Origin of the sequence: Salinigranum sp. (genome assembly GCF_041641895.1) — an archaeon.
GTDB lineage: Archaea > Halobacteriota > Halobacteria > Halobacteriales > Haloferacaceae > Salinigranum.
The window spans coordinates 1-12,870 of record NZ_JBEPXO010000097.1; the positions used below are offsets into that span (position 1 = coordinate 1).

Consider the following 12,870-nt stretch of genomic DNA (forward strand, 5'->3'; position numbering starts at 1 on the left):
ATGGCACTGCCCATGAGTCCAGCCAACTCGTGGATGCAGGGTCTCGACTTCCCGAGCCGACTGTTCGAGACAGGCGGTAACGACTTCGAACTGTACGAGGCGGACGACGAGTTCGTGTTGACCGTCGAGATGCCGGGCTTCGACCCCGCCGAAATCGACGTCACGTGGAACGAGGGCGTCCTCAACGTCGCCGCCGAACACGAAGACGCCGAGCGGGGCACGCGGAAGACGTACCACCGACGGTTCCGCGTCCCCAAGACGGTCGACGACGACGACATCACCGCGTCGTACACCAACGGCATCCTCGAAGTCCGGCTCCCGGTCGAGACGGGAGCGACGGTCACCGGCAAGCGCATCGAAATCGAGGCGTAACGGTCACACGCCTCGCAGTGTCGCCTGCTTCTTTCGGCCGACGTGGACCGACAGCGACGTCTCCGCGCCCCGTGTGGCTCTCTTGTATCGGTCGCCTCAGCTCTCTTCGACGCCGACGGCCCGTTCGAAGAGCCGCACGTTCCGCCGGTTGGCCTTCCAGACGACGTCGAAGAGGTCGCCGACGACGGGTACCGACCCGACGACGGTGTCGACGACGATGTTCAACAGCATCCGGGCGACGACGGTGCGGGGCACGCCGCTGCGGACCGCCTCGAGGACGATGTACAGCGAGAGGACCCCCGCGGCGAGGTCGCCCGACAGCGGGAGCAGGCCGACGAGCGAGTCGAGGCCGACTCTCACGTTCACCACCGGGAGCGTGACGGCGTCGTCGAGGAGCGTCGCGACGCGACGCGCACGACGGAGTCCCGGGGGGACCGGAGTATCTGTCATACCCCTCCCACGCAACCCCCGGATAAGGGTCTGGCGCCGGTCGTCTCGGAGAGACAGCTAACCACTCCTTCCCGTCCGCCTCCGTGGCTCAACCGACCGTTTGTCCCTCCCGGACGTTGATGAACCGCCACGGTGTTCGAACGTCTATGTGGTCGTCACGACGTGCGGTCCTCGCACTCCTCGCGTCCGGGCTCGGCGGGTGTCTCGACCGATCAGACGGTGGCGAAGGGACTCAGACGGGGACCCCCACGACGACCGAGCGGAGCGGTGACGGCGGCGACGACGCGTACGCGCTCGTCCGCCGATCGGTCGGCGAGTCGGTGTCGGTGCCGGGTGGTGACGTGACTGTCGAGAACCCACGGGTCCGGAAGGCGGTGGTCGTCGACCAGCACACGAGTCCAGTGGCGATGCACCGGGGGACCCAGTTCGTCGTCGTCGACGTGCCACACACCCTCCCCGACGCGACCCTCGGTCCCCAGTTCCGCGCGTTCCTGGATGGACGGCCTGCCGCGGGCAGGTCCACCGCGGTTCGTGCGGATGACCGCGGCGAACTGACCGTCGCCGCCCCGGCACCCGCCCAGACGGTCGACGGGGTGGGCATCGCGTGGGTCCGGGGGCTCCCCGACTCTGTCCTCTGGTCGCTCCCGTCAGCCATCGGTGACCAGCTCGGCCGGGAACCGGTCTTCACGGTCCACGGCGTGACCCGGAGGGACGGTGACGACGTCGTCGTCCAGTTCGACGTGGAGAACACGGGCGACCGTGACGGGACGTTCCACGCAGTGGTCCGCAACACCGCGGCGCACGACGCGTACGACGTGGTCTCGTTCGTGGTTCCCGTCGGCCAGCGCGTCACGGAAACCGCCGAACCCTCGGTCGAGACCGACCGGGGTCGGACCGAGCCACTCCTCGTCGAGTGGGGGACGGGGTCGCGACGGCTCGAGACGGGGTTGTCGTGAGCGGGACGGAACCCCGGGAGACGACTGTATCGTCCACCTGGCCACCACGTCGTCACCGACCCGGCCGTCACCGGCGTTCCGTTCGGGACTGCCTATTTAGCCACCCGGGCAGTACCGTCGGTCATGAGCGGACTGGAGACGCGCGAGGTCCCCGAGGCTGTCGAGACGGACGGGTGGCGGCTGACGGTCGACGGCCGCGTCGACCGTCCCCTCTCGCTGTCTCACGACGACCTCCGGGCGATGGAACTGGTGAGTGCGACGGGCGACTTCTCTTGCGTCGAGGGCTGGACCGCGACCGACCTGACCTGGCGGGGGGTGCGCGTGACCGACCTGCTGGACCGCGCCGGTCCCGACGCGGAGGCGGCGTTCGCGCTGGTCCACGCGATGGACGGCGAGTACGCGTGCGGCTACCCGCTTGACGCCCTCGACGGCGCGCTCCTCGCGCTCGAACTCGACGGCGAACCGCTCCCGGTCGAACACGGCGGGCCGGCGCGACTGGTCCCCGCTGACGGGGGCGACTGCTGGGAGAGCGTCAAGTGGGTGGCCCGAATCGAACTGCACGCGACCGAACCCGCCGACACGGCCCGAGAACTCGCGCTCTCGCGACTGGAGTGAGGGAGAGCGGAGAGTGCGAGGTACTCGAACGGGCCGCCGCCCCCGGACGGCTCAGCCCCCGAGGTAGAGCCGGGACACCTCGGGATTGTCGAGGAGTTCGCCAGCCACGTCCTCGTAGGCGACGGTCCCCTGGTCGAGGACGTATCCGCGGTCGGAGATGCCGAGCCCCTTCTTGGCGTTCTGTTCCACCATGAGAATCGCCGTGTCGAGTTCGTTGACGGCCGTCACGTGGCCGAACACCTCGTCGGCCGTGTTGGGTGCCAGCCCGGCGGACGGCTCGTCGATGAGCAACACGTCGGGTTCCATCACCAGGGCACGGGCGAAGGCGAGCACCTGTCGCTGTCCCCCCGAGAGTGTCCGAGCGTTCGCCGCCCGCTTCTCGTCGAGGAGCGGGAATCGCTCGTAGAGGCGGCTGATGACGTCGTCGAGTCCCGACGACCGGGCGACGCCACCCATCCGCAGGTTCTCGTCGATGGTCAGCGACCCGAACACGTTGTCGGTCTGGGGGACGAAGCCGATTCCCTCTCGGACGATGTCTTCGGGGGCCATCCCCCCGATCTCGTCGCCGTGGTACGTGACGGATCCCTCCCACGGCGTCAACATCCCGAAGGCGGTCTTCAGCACGGTCGACTTCCCGGCACCGTTAGGTCCGATGAGACAGACGATTTCCCCGTCGTCGAGGTGTAACGAGAGGTCGTCGAGGACCTGCACCTCGCCGTAGCCGCTGTCGACGTTCGTCAGTTCGAGAACGTGCTCGCTCATGCGGTCCCTCCGAGGTAGGCGTCGATGACGCGGTCGTCCGTCTGGACCTGTTCCGGGGTGCCCTCCATCAGGACGCTCCCCTGGTCGAGGACGATGACCGGGTCCGCGAGCTTCATCACGAAGTCCATGTCGTGTTCGATGAGCAGGAACGTCGTCCCCTGCTCGTTGAGTCGACGGATCTGCTCGGCGAGTTTGTTCCGCAGCGTCGGGTTCACCCCGGCGGCTGGCTCGTCGAGCAACAGCAGTTCGGGTTCGGCCAGCATCGCGCGAGCCAGTTCGACCAGCTTCATCTGACCCCCCGAAATCTTGGTCGCCGGCTGGGTCGCGAGGTGGTCGATCTCGAACTCTTCGAGGATGCGTTCTGCCTGCTCGAGGTTCGCCCGCTCACGTTCTTCGACGGCGCTCGGGTTGAGAAACAGGTTCCGGAACGACTCGCCGGGCTGGTTTCGCGGTCCGACGAGCATCGCTTCTCGAACCGTCATCCCCTCCAGCTTTCGGGGGGTCTGGAACGTCCGGATGAGGCCGTAGTCGGACACCTCGTAGGGCTCCATGCCGGTCACGTCGACGCCGTTGACCCTGACCGACCCGGCGTCGGGCGTGTAGAAGCCCGAGACGAGGTTGAACAGGGTCGACTTCCCGGCGCCGTTCGGTCCGATGAGGCCCGTGATGGTGCCCCGCTCGACGGAGAACGTCGCGTCGTCGGTCGCGGTCAGCGCCCCGAAGGACTTCCGGAGGCCGTCGACCTCGAGCACGAGGTCGCGGTCGTCCCCGTCGACCGAGTGGCCGGTGTCCGTGGACGCCTCACGGTCGACGGCTGTCGTCTCGGCGTCAGTCATCGTTCCCTCCCATCCTAGCTTCGCGGACGCCGGATGTCGGCTGGTCCGGCGCCTCGTCGACGACGCTCGGCCAGATGAGCTCTCGCTGTGGCGGGAGAATCCCCTGCGGCCGGTAGCGCATCAACAGCACGATGAGAACGCCGATGAGCAGGATGCGCAGCGGCGCCACGTCGACGGGAATCCACTCGAAGCTGTTGAGGAAGCGGGTCCCCTCGCGGATGGTGACGATGACGATGCCCCCGAACAGCGCGCCGCGGTTCGACCCGCTGCCGCCGAGGATGACGGCGACCCAGACGTAGAAGGTCGTCACCGGGTCGAGGTCACTCGGGCTGACGTAGAGGTTCAGATGCGCGTAGAACACGCCGGCCAGCGCCATGATGAGGCTCCCGAGCACGAACGACTGCATCTTGTACCGGTAGGTGTGCTTGCCGAGCGCGCGCGCCAGGTCCTCGTCGCCCCGAATCGTCCGGAGGACCCGCCCCCACGGCGAGCGGTGTGCTCGCCTGAGGATGACGTAACTCGCACCGACGAACGTGACGACGACGACCACGTTCAAAAGCGCGCTCCAGAACGGTTCCTCGAAGACGAGTCGCGTCCCGGGGAGCGGCTGGATGAAGATGCCCGGCAGTTGCTGCGGCAGGGTCTCGAGCACCGGCCACCCCTCGAAGAACGTGGGGATGCCCCGGACGCCGGCGCTGCCGTTCGTCACCTCGCGCTCGTTGAGGACGATGAGTCTGACTACCTCGGCGAGGCCGAGCGAGGCGATGGCGAGGTAGTCCGCTCGCAGGCGCAGCGTCGGGATGCCGATGGCGATGGCCAGCACGGCGGCCAGCACGAGCGCCACGACCAGTCCGACGATGGGCAGGAACTGCCCCGCCACGGGCGACGAACTCGCGCTCATCAGCGCAGTCCCGTACGCCCCGAGGCCGAAGAACGCGGCCACGCTGAAGTTGATGAGTCCGGTGAACCCCCACTGGGAGTTCAGCCCGAACGAGAGCAGCGCGTACATACCGGCGAGACCGACCAGGTACAGGAAGTACGCCGGGGCGAGTACCCCGGTCAGCAGGCCGAGGACGAGCAACGCGGCGAAGGCAGTGATGGCGGCGACGACGCCCCGTTCGGGGGTCGTGAGGTCCGCCCAGTACCCCCGTGGGTCGCTGAGGACACTCATCTCAGGTCCCCTCCCCGGCGATACCGCGAGGTCTGACGAGCAGGACTGCGACCATGATGACGAACGCGATGGCGTTCGCGTACTCGATGCCGATGGGGATGGCGAACGTGTCCGGGACGAGCGGCAGAAGTTCGCCCAGCTGTCCCAGCACGGGCGTCAACTGGTTTATCATCCCGATGAGGAAGCCGCCGAGCATCGCCCCGTAGACGGAGCCGATGCCGCCGAGGATGACCGCGGCGAAGATGAGCAAGAGGAGGTTGAACCCCATGCGCGGCGAGAGCTGGTTGTACAGCCCGAGGAACACACCACCGGAGCCGGCGAGGCCGGCGCCGATGATCCACGTCCAGAGTTTCACGCGGTCGGTCCGGATGCCGCTGACGCGCGCGAGGTCGGGGTTGTCCGCCATCGCCCGCATCTTGCGCCCGAGGTCGCTGTACTGGAGCAGCGTGTGCAGCCCTCCGACGAGGACGAACGCCGTGACGACGATGGCCACGTCGTGCTGCGTGACGCGGATGCCGTAGGGCAACAGCGCCTCGATGGGGCGCAGCGTCTGGACGTCGTAGCGCGTGAAGTCCGCGCCGAAGCCCATCTGGATGAGGGCCCGGTAGACGAAGGCGATCCCGATGGACGTGATGAGCAGTTCGATGGAACCGGCGTCCATGCCGTCGTAGACTACCTTCTCCGTGAGGACGGCGACGACGGCCGCCGCGACGATACCGACCACCAGCGCGACGAAGAACCCCAGCGGCAGGCCCAGGATACCGGCTCCGAGCCCGCCGGTCGCCCCGAACGTCACGAGCGCGGCGTAGGCGCCGACGGTCATCGTGTCGCCGTGGGCGAAGTTCGCGAAGTTCGCGATGCTGTAGATCAGCGAGAGCCCGATGCTCCCCAGGACGATGATGCTACTGAACACGAGACCGCTTGCCAGGTAGTCGAGCACCATTGCCCGGTCAGGACTCGATGAAGCCGGTGCCGACGTACTCGTGGTCTTGGACCGTCTGAATCTGCAGGAAGCCCACGGGGTCGCCGTCCTCGTTGAAATCGATGGGGCCGCTGACGCCCTGGTAGTCGACGTCGCTCGGGCCGCCGCCGTCTGCGAGAATCTGGCTCGCGGCTTCGAAGGAGGTGGCCTGTTCACCCTCCGGACGCGACACCTCGCGGACCGTCTCCTGCAGGGCCGCACCGGTGAACTCGTCGGCGGCCTGGATGGCCAGCGCGGCGTTGATGACACAGTCGTACGCGTAGGCCGACCACGAGGTCGGCTGCTCGCCGTAGGCCTCCTCGAACTCCGCGGCGAACTGCTGGTAGTTCTCCTCCTCGACGGGCGCCGACGGCACGACGATTTTCATGCCGTCGATGCTGCCCTCCGGGGTGTTCTCGAGGACGTTGTCCCCGGAGACCGAGTCGGCACCGTAGAACTGGGCCTCGTAGCCGGACGAGAACGCCTCGTTGACCATCGTCGCGAACTCCGCCTGATAGGTGATGAACAGCCACGCGTCGGCGCCGGCGCTGTTCATCTCGGAGACCACACTGGAGTACGACTGCTGTTCCTGGTCGTGTGGGTTGTTGTAGGCGATGTCGCCCTCGAACGCGTCGACGAAGGCGTCGGCCAGACTCTGACCGTAGTCGTTGTTGACGTAGGTGAGTGCGACCGAGTCGTAGCCGTCCTCGGAGATGATGTTCGACAGCGCGGTGGACTGCGTGCGACCCGTCGGCGACATCCGCAGGAGACCGGGGAAGTCGGTGAGGCTCAGCCCCGTGGAGTTCTGACTCAGTTGGACCACGTCGGTCCCCTGGATGACGGACTCGTAGATGGCGAGCGAGACACCGGAGCCCACCGCACCGATGAGGAACGGCACCTCGTCCTGGTTGACCAGCTTCTGGGCTGCAGAGACGCCACCCTGTGGTTGACTCTCGGAGTCCTCGACGGTAATCGCCAGTTCCCGGCCGTCGATACCTACCTCGTTGACCGCCTGGAGCGCGAGGTCTTTCCCGCGCTGGTTGCGCTCACCGAAGGCGGACAGCGACCCGGTCAGCGAGTCGACCATCCCGATGGTGTAGGGGCCACTCTCCGAACCGCCGCTCTCGGTCTCGGCTTCGGTCTCGGTCTCCTCCGAGCCACCGTCGCTGGAGCCACCGTCGCTGCCACTGTCTCCGCTGCCACCGTCTCCACTGCCACCATCACCGCTCCCCTCGCTTCCTCCGTCCTCGGTGGTTCCCGCACAGCCGGCGAGGCTAGCGAGGCCGACGAGGCCGGAGAGTTTGACGAGGTCCCTGCGCGTCCAGTTCTGCATGCGAGTCGGTTTCATGACGAACTATCACGTGCTATCCACAGCCCACGCTTATAGATAAAACCGTCCATGGTAGGTGAGGCCGGGGCACGACGCGCTCTCCCCGTCGTCGGGCGGTTCCCGTTCGTGATTTAATTCTCACACGAGCCGAGTGGATAGTATGGTAGGGTCCACCCTTTAGGGGAAACGTTCGATACGATAGTGTATGATTCCGCCCATCGCGAGCAACTTCGTCGCCGGGGAAGACCCGGAGACGGCGCTCGAACACGTGCAGGAACTGAACGAGGAGGGCGTGAAAGGCATCCTCAACCTCCTCGGCGAACACTACCACGAGCGACCGCCGGCGGACGCCGACGCCGACGCCTACGTCGCGCTCGTCGAGGCCATCGGCGAATCGGGCGTCGACGCGTGCGTCTCGGTGAAACCCTCACAGATTGGACTCGACGTCGGCGACGAGGTGTTCGAGGAGAACCTCGCGCGAATCGTCGACGGGGCCGCGGACCGGGACGTGTTCGTCTGGGTCGACATGGAGGACCACACCACCACCGACGTCACGCTCGACGCCTACGAGCGCCTGACTCGCGAGACGGACGGGATGGTCGGGGTGTGCGTCCAGGCGAACCTCAAGCGGACGGCCGACGACTTGGAGCGACTGGCACCGCTACCCGGCAAGGTCCGCCTCGTCAAGGGTGCGTACGACGAACCGAAGGACATCGCGTACAAGAAGAAGAGCGAGGTCGACCGTGCGTACAGGGAGTACCTCGAACTCATGTTCCGCGAGTTCGAGGGCGGTATCGCCGTGGGGAGCCACGACCCGAAGATGATCGACCACGCACGTGACCTCCACGAGGAACACGGCACCGACTTCGAGATACAGATGCTGATGGGCGTGCGCGAGAGCACGCAGTTCGACCTCGCCGACGAGTACGAGGTCTGGCAGTACATCCCCTACGGGTCGAAGTGGTTCTCGTACTTCTACCGGCGCATCAGGGAGCGGAAGGAGAACGCCCTCTTCGCGCTCCGGGCGGTCGTCGGCAACTGAGCGCCGGGAGGCTCCCGAGGCGACGAGCGGGTCCCGGAGGACCCGACCGTCTGACTGCCGCGGACCGTCATGCAGCGCGACACCGACCGACGTGTGAGCGGGCGGTGGATTCATCCCGCCGCCGCGAGACGGGGCGGACGAACCCCATGACCAGCCCTCCCTCACCGTCGACCGGCAGGGGCCCCCTCGGCCGGCGGCGCTGTACATACCACCCCGCCGAACACCGAACGGGGACGCGGTGAACCGCCGATGGTCGACCCGATGGACGCGGCGGGAACCGGGCGGCACCTTCCGAAGTATCTCGCCGCCGGCGGCTACCTCCTGAGTACGATTCTCGCCGCGGTAGGGCTCCACCGTCTCGGACTCCGCGGCGTCGGCCTGGCGGCCGCAGTCGTCGTCGCCGCGGTGGCGCTCCTGTGGGTCGTGTTCCGCCCGCTGTTCCGCCGTCTCCACGACACGACGGCCTGATCGCGGGACCCGGCGCGACCGGCCCGGCGTCAGGGTCAGGGGTCGAGCAGTTTCGCCTCGGCCTTCCGCAGGTGCTCCAGCAGGGTGGTCTTCGAGACGCCGAGTGCGTCGGCCATCTCCCGCGTCGAGGTCCCCCGGGGCCACTCGTAGTAGCCGCGTTCACGGGCGAGGTCGAACACCTCGCGCTGACTCGGCGTGAGCGTGTCGAGGCGGCGGGCGCGCTCGGACCGGGCCGACCCCGACGAGGCGATACGGGCGACGTCGATGTCGGCGTCTTCCTCGTCGCGGATGACGTCGAGTTTGGGCTCGATACGGTCGCGCTCGCCCGCGTAGACGACCTGCCAGTACTCGCGGCCGTCCTCGATTCGGCAGGGGGCGCTGTGGACGAACCCCTGCCGGACGAGTTTCGGACAGATCATGTCGTTCGGGTCGTACTCGAGGAAGAACTCCCGGGCCGCGTTGCCCGGCGCGATGTCACGACCGGACTGGCCGAACCGCGCCTTCAACTCCTGGACGCCGCCGGTGAGTCGCGAGTCGCGGATGTGGTCGAGGAGAATCTCCACCTCGTCGGCCGAGTCGCCGTAGGCGGTGAACAGACCGTTGACCGTCTCGCCCGCTGCGGCAGGGGCGTCGTAGATTGCGTGGGCGAGGATACCGCCGGGACACTCCGACGTCGCTTCGATCGCCCAGCAGTTCGGGTGCCAGAGGTCCAGCGTCAGCCGGGTCCCTCCGGAGACCGTCTCGCTGCTCATACCCGCCGTTGACGTTCGGCTATGATGAGGCTTACCATACGAGTCTTTACCAGAAGGAGGTGCCGGGACCGTCGTCGCCCGACCGAAACAGGAAGAGGTGGAACGGGACGAGACGGAACGGAACGGGACGAGACGGGAAAGGGTACCCCGCGCCGGGACGCCGACAGCGACCGGCGCCCGGGACCGGACCCTTCCATGGACGGTTGCGGATATTAATGACCGATACGCGTTCTCCCCACCATGTCCGGAGACGACGTCTACGCACACTACATCGACGGCGAGTGGACCCAGGGCACTGGGACGGAGACGTTCGAGAGCGAGAACCCCGCGACGGGGGAGACGCTCGCGACGTTCAGGCAGGGGACCGAGACCGACGTCGACACGGCGCTTTCGGCCGCCGAGGAGACGTTCGAGGAGTGGCGCGCGCTCTCGCACATCGACCGTGCGGAGTACCTCTGGGAGATATACCACGAACTCCGCGAGCGGACCGACGAACTGGGCGAAATCGTCACCAAGGAGTGCGGCAAGGAGATTTCGGAGGGGAAGGCGGACGTCATCGAGGCGTACCACATGGTCGAGTGGGCCGCCGGCGACGCCCGCCACCCGAAGGGCGACGTCGTCCCGAGCGAGATTCCGAGCAAGGACGCCTACATGCGCCGCAAGCCCCGGGGCGTGGTCGGCTGTATCACCCCCTGGAACTTCCCCGTCGCCATCCCGTTCTGGCACATGGCAGTCGCGCTCGTCGAGGGGAACACCGTCGTCTGGAAGCCCGCCGAGCAGACGCCGTGGTGCGCACAGATCATCGCCGAGATGTTCGACGACACCGGCATCCCGGACGGCGTGTTCAACATGGTCCAGGGCTTCGGCGACGCCGGCGCGACCATCGTCGACGACCCCCGCGTCGACACCGTGCTGTTCACCGGGAGCGCAGAGGTCGGGCACGAGGTGGCCTCGAAAGTCGGCGGCGAACCCGGGAAACTCGCCGCGTGTGAGATGGGCGGGAAGAACGGCATCGTCATCACCGAGAAGGCCGACCTCGACGTGGCCGTCCACTCCGCGGTGATGAGTTCGTTCAAGACCACGGGCCAGCGCTGTGTCTCCTCCGAGCGCCTCGTCGTCCACGAGGAGGTGTACGACGAGTTCAAGGAGCGCTTCGTCGACGTCGCGAGTGAGGTTGCGGTCGGCGACCCCCTCAACGAGGACACGTTCATGGGACCGCTCATCGAGGCCGCCCACGTCGAGAAGGTCACGAAGTACAACGAACTCGCCGAGAAAGAGGACGTGAACGTCCTCGTCGACCGGACGGAACTCGACCCCGAGGAGATTCCCGACGGACACGCCGAGGGCCACTGGGTCGGCCCGTTCGTCTACGAGGCCGACGCGTACGAGGACCTCCGTTGCACCCACGAGGAGGTGTTCGGTCCGCACGTCGCCCTCCTGAAGTACTCCGGTGACATCGAGGAGGCCGTCGAGATTCACAACGACACCGACTACGGTCTCGCCGGTGCCATCATCTCCGAGGACTACCGGCAGATCAACTACTACCGCGACAACGCCGAGGTCGGACTGGCGTACGGGAACCTCCCCTGCATCGGCGCAGAGGTCCAGTTGCCGTTCGGTGGCGTGAAGAAGTCCGGGAACGGCTACCCCTCGGCGCGGGAGGTCATCGAGGCCGTCACCGAGCGCACGGCGTGGACGCTCAACAACTCGAAGGACATCCAGATGGCACAGGGCCTCTCGGCGGACATCAAGACGCGCGAGGACTGACCCGGTCAGTTCGGCCGCCGCCGACCCGACCTACACGACGAACTTCTCTTCTGCCGACGGTGTGTGACGCACGTCTCGACGTCGACCGTACGGTACGCGCGACTCGCTCGGGGGTTCGGACCGGCGACGGAGACAGAGGCCACTCGTCGGCGTTCGACGGCAGCGGGACGAAAACGGGAGGTGCGGCGAAGTGGTGGATGACCCCGAGTCGAGGCCGTGTCCCCTGCCGGGCTCAGGGAAGGTGGCCGGATGGTCCGGGTCGGAGTGCCACAGTAGACCCCGATACTGTGGCGGTGGCGCGGCGGTTTCGTTGAGTGCCAACTTCGACGAGAAAAGCGTCGTCCGTTGGCATCAGTCGCTATGAGGAGGAACGAGTTAAACCCACCGACAGCGGCCGGTGCTGTGAGTGCTGCGGACGAGTGGGTGCGAGAGCCCTCACTGCCGGCGGTCCTCCCACGCGGGGAACTCGTCTCGGACGCGCGCTACCTGGTCTGGCGTCACCTCCGCGGTGACGAGCGCGGGGTCGTCACCGGCGCTCGCGAGGGTCGTCCCCCACGGGTCGTAGACGGTCGACCGACCGAGGAGCGTCCCGTCGTCGAACGTCGCGGAGCCGTTGACCGTCGCGACGTACGAGAGGTTCTCGATGGCCCGGGCGCGCGAGAGCGTCTGCCAGTGTTCGACCCGCGGGTAGGGCCACGCGCTCGGGACGAGGACGAGCGTCGCGCCCTGCTCCGTGAGTTCGCGGTAGAGTTCGGGGAAGCGGAGGTCGTAACAGGTGGTGAAGCCGAGCGTGAACCCCTCGAAGTCGACCGTCGGGAGGTGTTCGCCGGGCGTGAGCAGTCGCGTCTCCGCGGAGCCGTAGCCGAAGAGGTGGTGCTTCCGGTAGATACCTCGCCGTCTCCCCTCCCGGTCGAAGAAGACGGCGGTGTTGGCGAACCCCTCCTCGGCGGGGACGTCGACCCCCGCCTCGGCCGACGCGGCGAGGTCCTCGACGATGCTCCCCGCGAGGAGGCCGACGTCGAGCCGTTCGGCGAGGGCGCTCAGTTCGGTGAGCGTCGGCCCTTCGACGCTCTCGGCCTCGCGCGCGTACGAGTCGAACGCGAAGTACCCGACGTTCCACAGTTCGGGGAGGGCGACGAGGTCTGCCCCTCGCGCGGCCGCACGCTCGACGGCGTCGACCGCACGGTCACGGTTCCCGTCGACGTCCCCGGCGTGTTGTTCGAGTTGGACGAGCGTGAGTTGCATCTCAGGCGGTCAGTTCCAGATCGCGTCGGAGCGCCTGTTCGAGGTTGTCGAGTTCGCGGTCGAGGTTCTTCTTGAAGAACCGCTCGACGCCCGGGAGTCGTCCGTCGACGACGAACTCGTTGTGGAGGCGACATCGGCCGTCG

The 12,870-nt window shown here is 67.3% G+C and carries 14 protein-coding genes and 1 pseudogene; 6 read left to right on the forward strand and 9 right to left on the reverse strand.

The window, feature by feature from the left end; genetic code table 11:
- Positions 1-372, forward strand: coding sequence for an Hsp20/alpha crystallin family protein (locus ACESK5_RS16655; RefSeq protein WP_372912706.1), 372 nt, complete (start codon positions 1-3; stop codon positions 370-372).
- Positions 373-468: 96 nt separating this feature from the next.
- On the opposite strand, the gene ACESK5_RS16660 is transcribed toward ACESK5_RS16655, so the two are convergent.
- Entirely contained in the window at positions 469-822 is a 354-nt protein-coding gene (locus tag ACESK5_RS16660) for a DUF4112 domain-containing protein (RefSeq protein ID WP_372912707.1), read from the reverse strand.
- Between the two features lie 146 nt (positions 823-968).
- On the opposite strand from ACESK5_RS16660, the gene ACESK5_RS16665 reads away from it, so the two are divergent.
- Positions 969-1,778: a hypothetical protein gene (locus ACESK5_RS16665; protein WP_372912708.1), complete on the forward strand. Its 810-nt coding sequence runs from the start codon at positions 969-971 to the stop codon at positions 1,776-1,778.
- A gap of 123 nt (positions 1,779-1,901) precedes the next feature.
- Positions 1,902-2,393, forward strand: a complete 492-nt coding sequence (locus tag ACESK5_RS16670) for a molybdopterin-dependent oxidoreductase (protein WP_372912709.1) — start codon at positions 1,902-1,904, stop codon at positions 2,391-2,393.
- 51 nt (positions 2,394-2,444) lie between these two features.
- Here ACESK5_RS16670 and ACESK5_RS16675 read toward each other — a convergent pair whose 3' ends face one another.
- Genes ACESK5_RS16675 through ACESK5_RS16695 form a run of 5 tightly spaced genes read right to left on the reverse strand, consistent with a single transcriptional unit; the run spans position 2,445 to position 7,471 of the window.
- Positions 2,445-3,155 carry an ABC transporter ATP-binding protein gene (locus ACESK5_RS16675; RefSeq protein ID WP_372912710.1) on the reverse strand — a complete coding sequence of 237 codons (711 nt, stop codon included), beginning with the start codon at positions 3,153-3,155 and terminating at the stop codon, positions 2,445-2,447.
- Positions 3,152-3,991 (reverse strand): ABC transporter ATP-binding protein, encoded by an 840-nt coding sequence (locus ACESK5_RS16680; protein WP_372912711.1) that lies wholly within the window; start codon positions 3,989-3,991, stop codon positions 3,152-3,154. The genes ACESK5_RS16675 and ACESK5_RS16680 overlap by 4 nt, the downstream gene beginning before the upstream one ends.
- Positions 3,984-5,162, reverse strand: a complete 1,179-nt coding sequence (locus ACESK5_RS16685) for a branched-chain amino acid ABC transporter permease (protein ID WP_372912712.1) — start codon at positions 5,160-5,162, stop codon at positions 3,984-3,986. The genes ACESK5_RS16680 and ACESK5_RS16685 overlap by 8 nt, the downstream gene beginning before the upstream one ends.
- 1 nt (position 5,163) lies before the next feature.
- Positions 5,164-6,105 (reverse strand): branched-chain amino acid ABC transporter permease, encoded by a 942-nt coding sequence (locus ACESK5_RS16690; protein ID WP_372912713.1) that lies wholly within the window; start codon positions 6,103-6,105, stop codon positions 5,164-5,166.
- 7 nt (positions 6,106-6,112) lie between these two features.
- Positions 6,113-7,471, reverse strand: a complete 1,359-nt coding sequence (locus tag ACESK5_RS16695; protein WP_372912714.1) for an ABC transporter substrate-binding protein — start codon at positions 7,469-7,471, stop codon at positions 6,113-6,115.
- Positions 7,472-7,658: 187 nt separating this feature from the next.
- Between ACESK5_RS16695 and ACESK5_RS16700 the strand changes: the two genes are divergently transcribed.
- Together ACESK5_RS16700 and ACESK5_RS16705 are read left to right on the forward strand one after the other, a co-directional pair.
- Positions 7,659-8,495: a proline dehydrogenase family protein gene (locus tag ACESK5_RS16700; protein WP_372912715.1), complete on the forward strand. Its 837-nt coding sequence runs from the start codon at positions 7,659-7,661 to the stop codon at positions 8,493-8,495.
- Between the two features lie 249 nt (positions 8,496-8,744).
- A complete protein-coding gene (locus tag ACESK5_RS16705) occupies positions 8,745-8,963 on the forward strand; it encodes a hypothetical protein (RefSeq protein WP_372912716.1) in 219 nt (72 codons plus the stop codon).
- Positions 8,964-8,998: 35 nt separating this feature from the next.
- Here ACESK5_RS16705 and ACESK5_RS16710 read toward each other — a convergent pair whose 3' ends face one another.
- A complete protein-coding gene (locus ACESK5_RS16710) occupies positions 8,999-9,715 on the reverse strand; it encodes a helix-turn-helix domain-containing protein (protein ID WP_372912717.1) in 717 nt (238 codons plus the stop codon).
- Positions 9,716-9,955: 240 nt separating this feature from the next.
- Here ACESK5_RS16710 and ACESK5_RS16715 point away from each other — a divergent pair, with 240 nt between their 5' ends.
- Entirely contained in the window at positions 9,956-11,482 is a 1,527-nt protein-coding gene (locus ACESK5_RS16715; protein ID WP_372912718.1) for an aldehyde dehydrogenase family protein, read from the forward strand.
- A gap of 435 nt (positions 11,483-11,917) precedes the next feature.
- Here the strand turns inward: ACESK5_RS16715 and ACESK5_RS16720 are convergent, their stop codons facing one another.
- Positions 11,918-12,727, reverse strand: coding sequence for a carbon-nitrogen family hydrolase (locus tag ACESK5_RS16720; protein WP_372912719.1), 810 nt, complete (start codon positions 12,725-12,727; stop codon positions 11,918-11,920).
- A gap of 1 nt (position 12,728) precedes the next feature.
- A pseudogene (locus tag ACESK5_RS16725) lies at positions 12,729-12,870 on the reverse strand (polyketide cyclase); the annotation flags it as partial.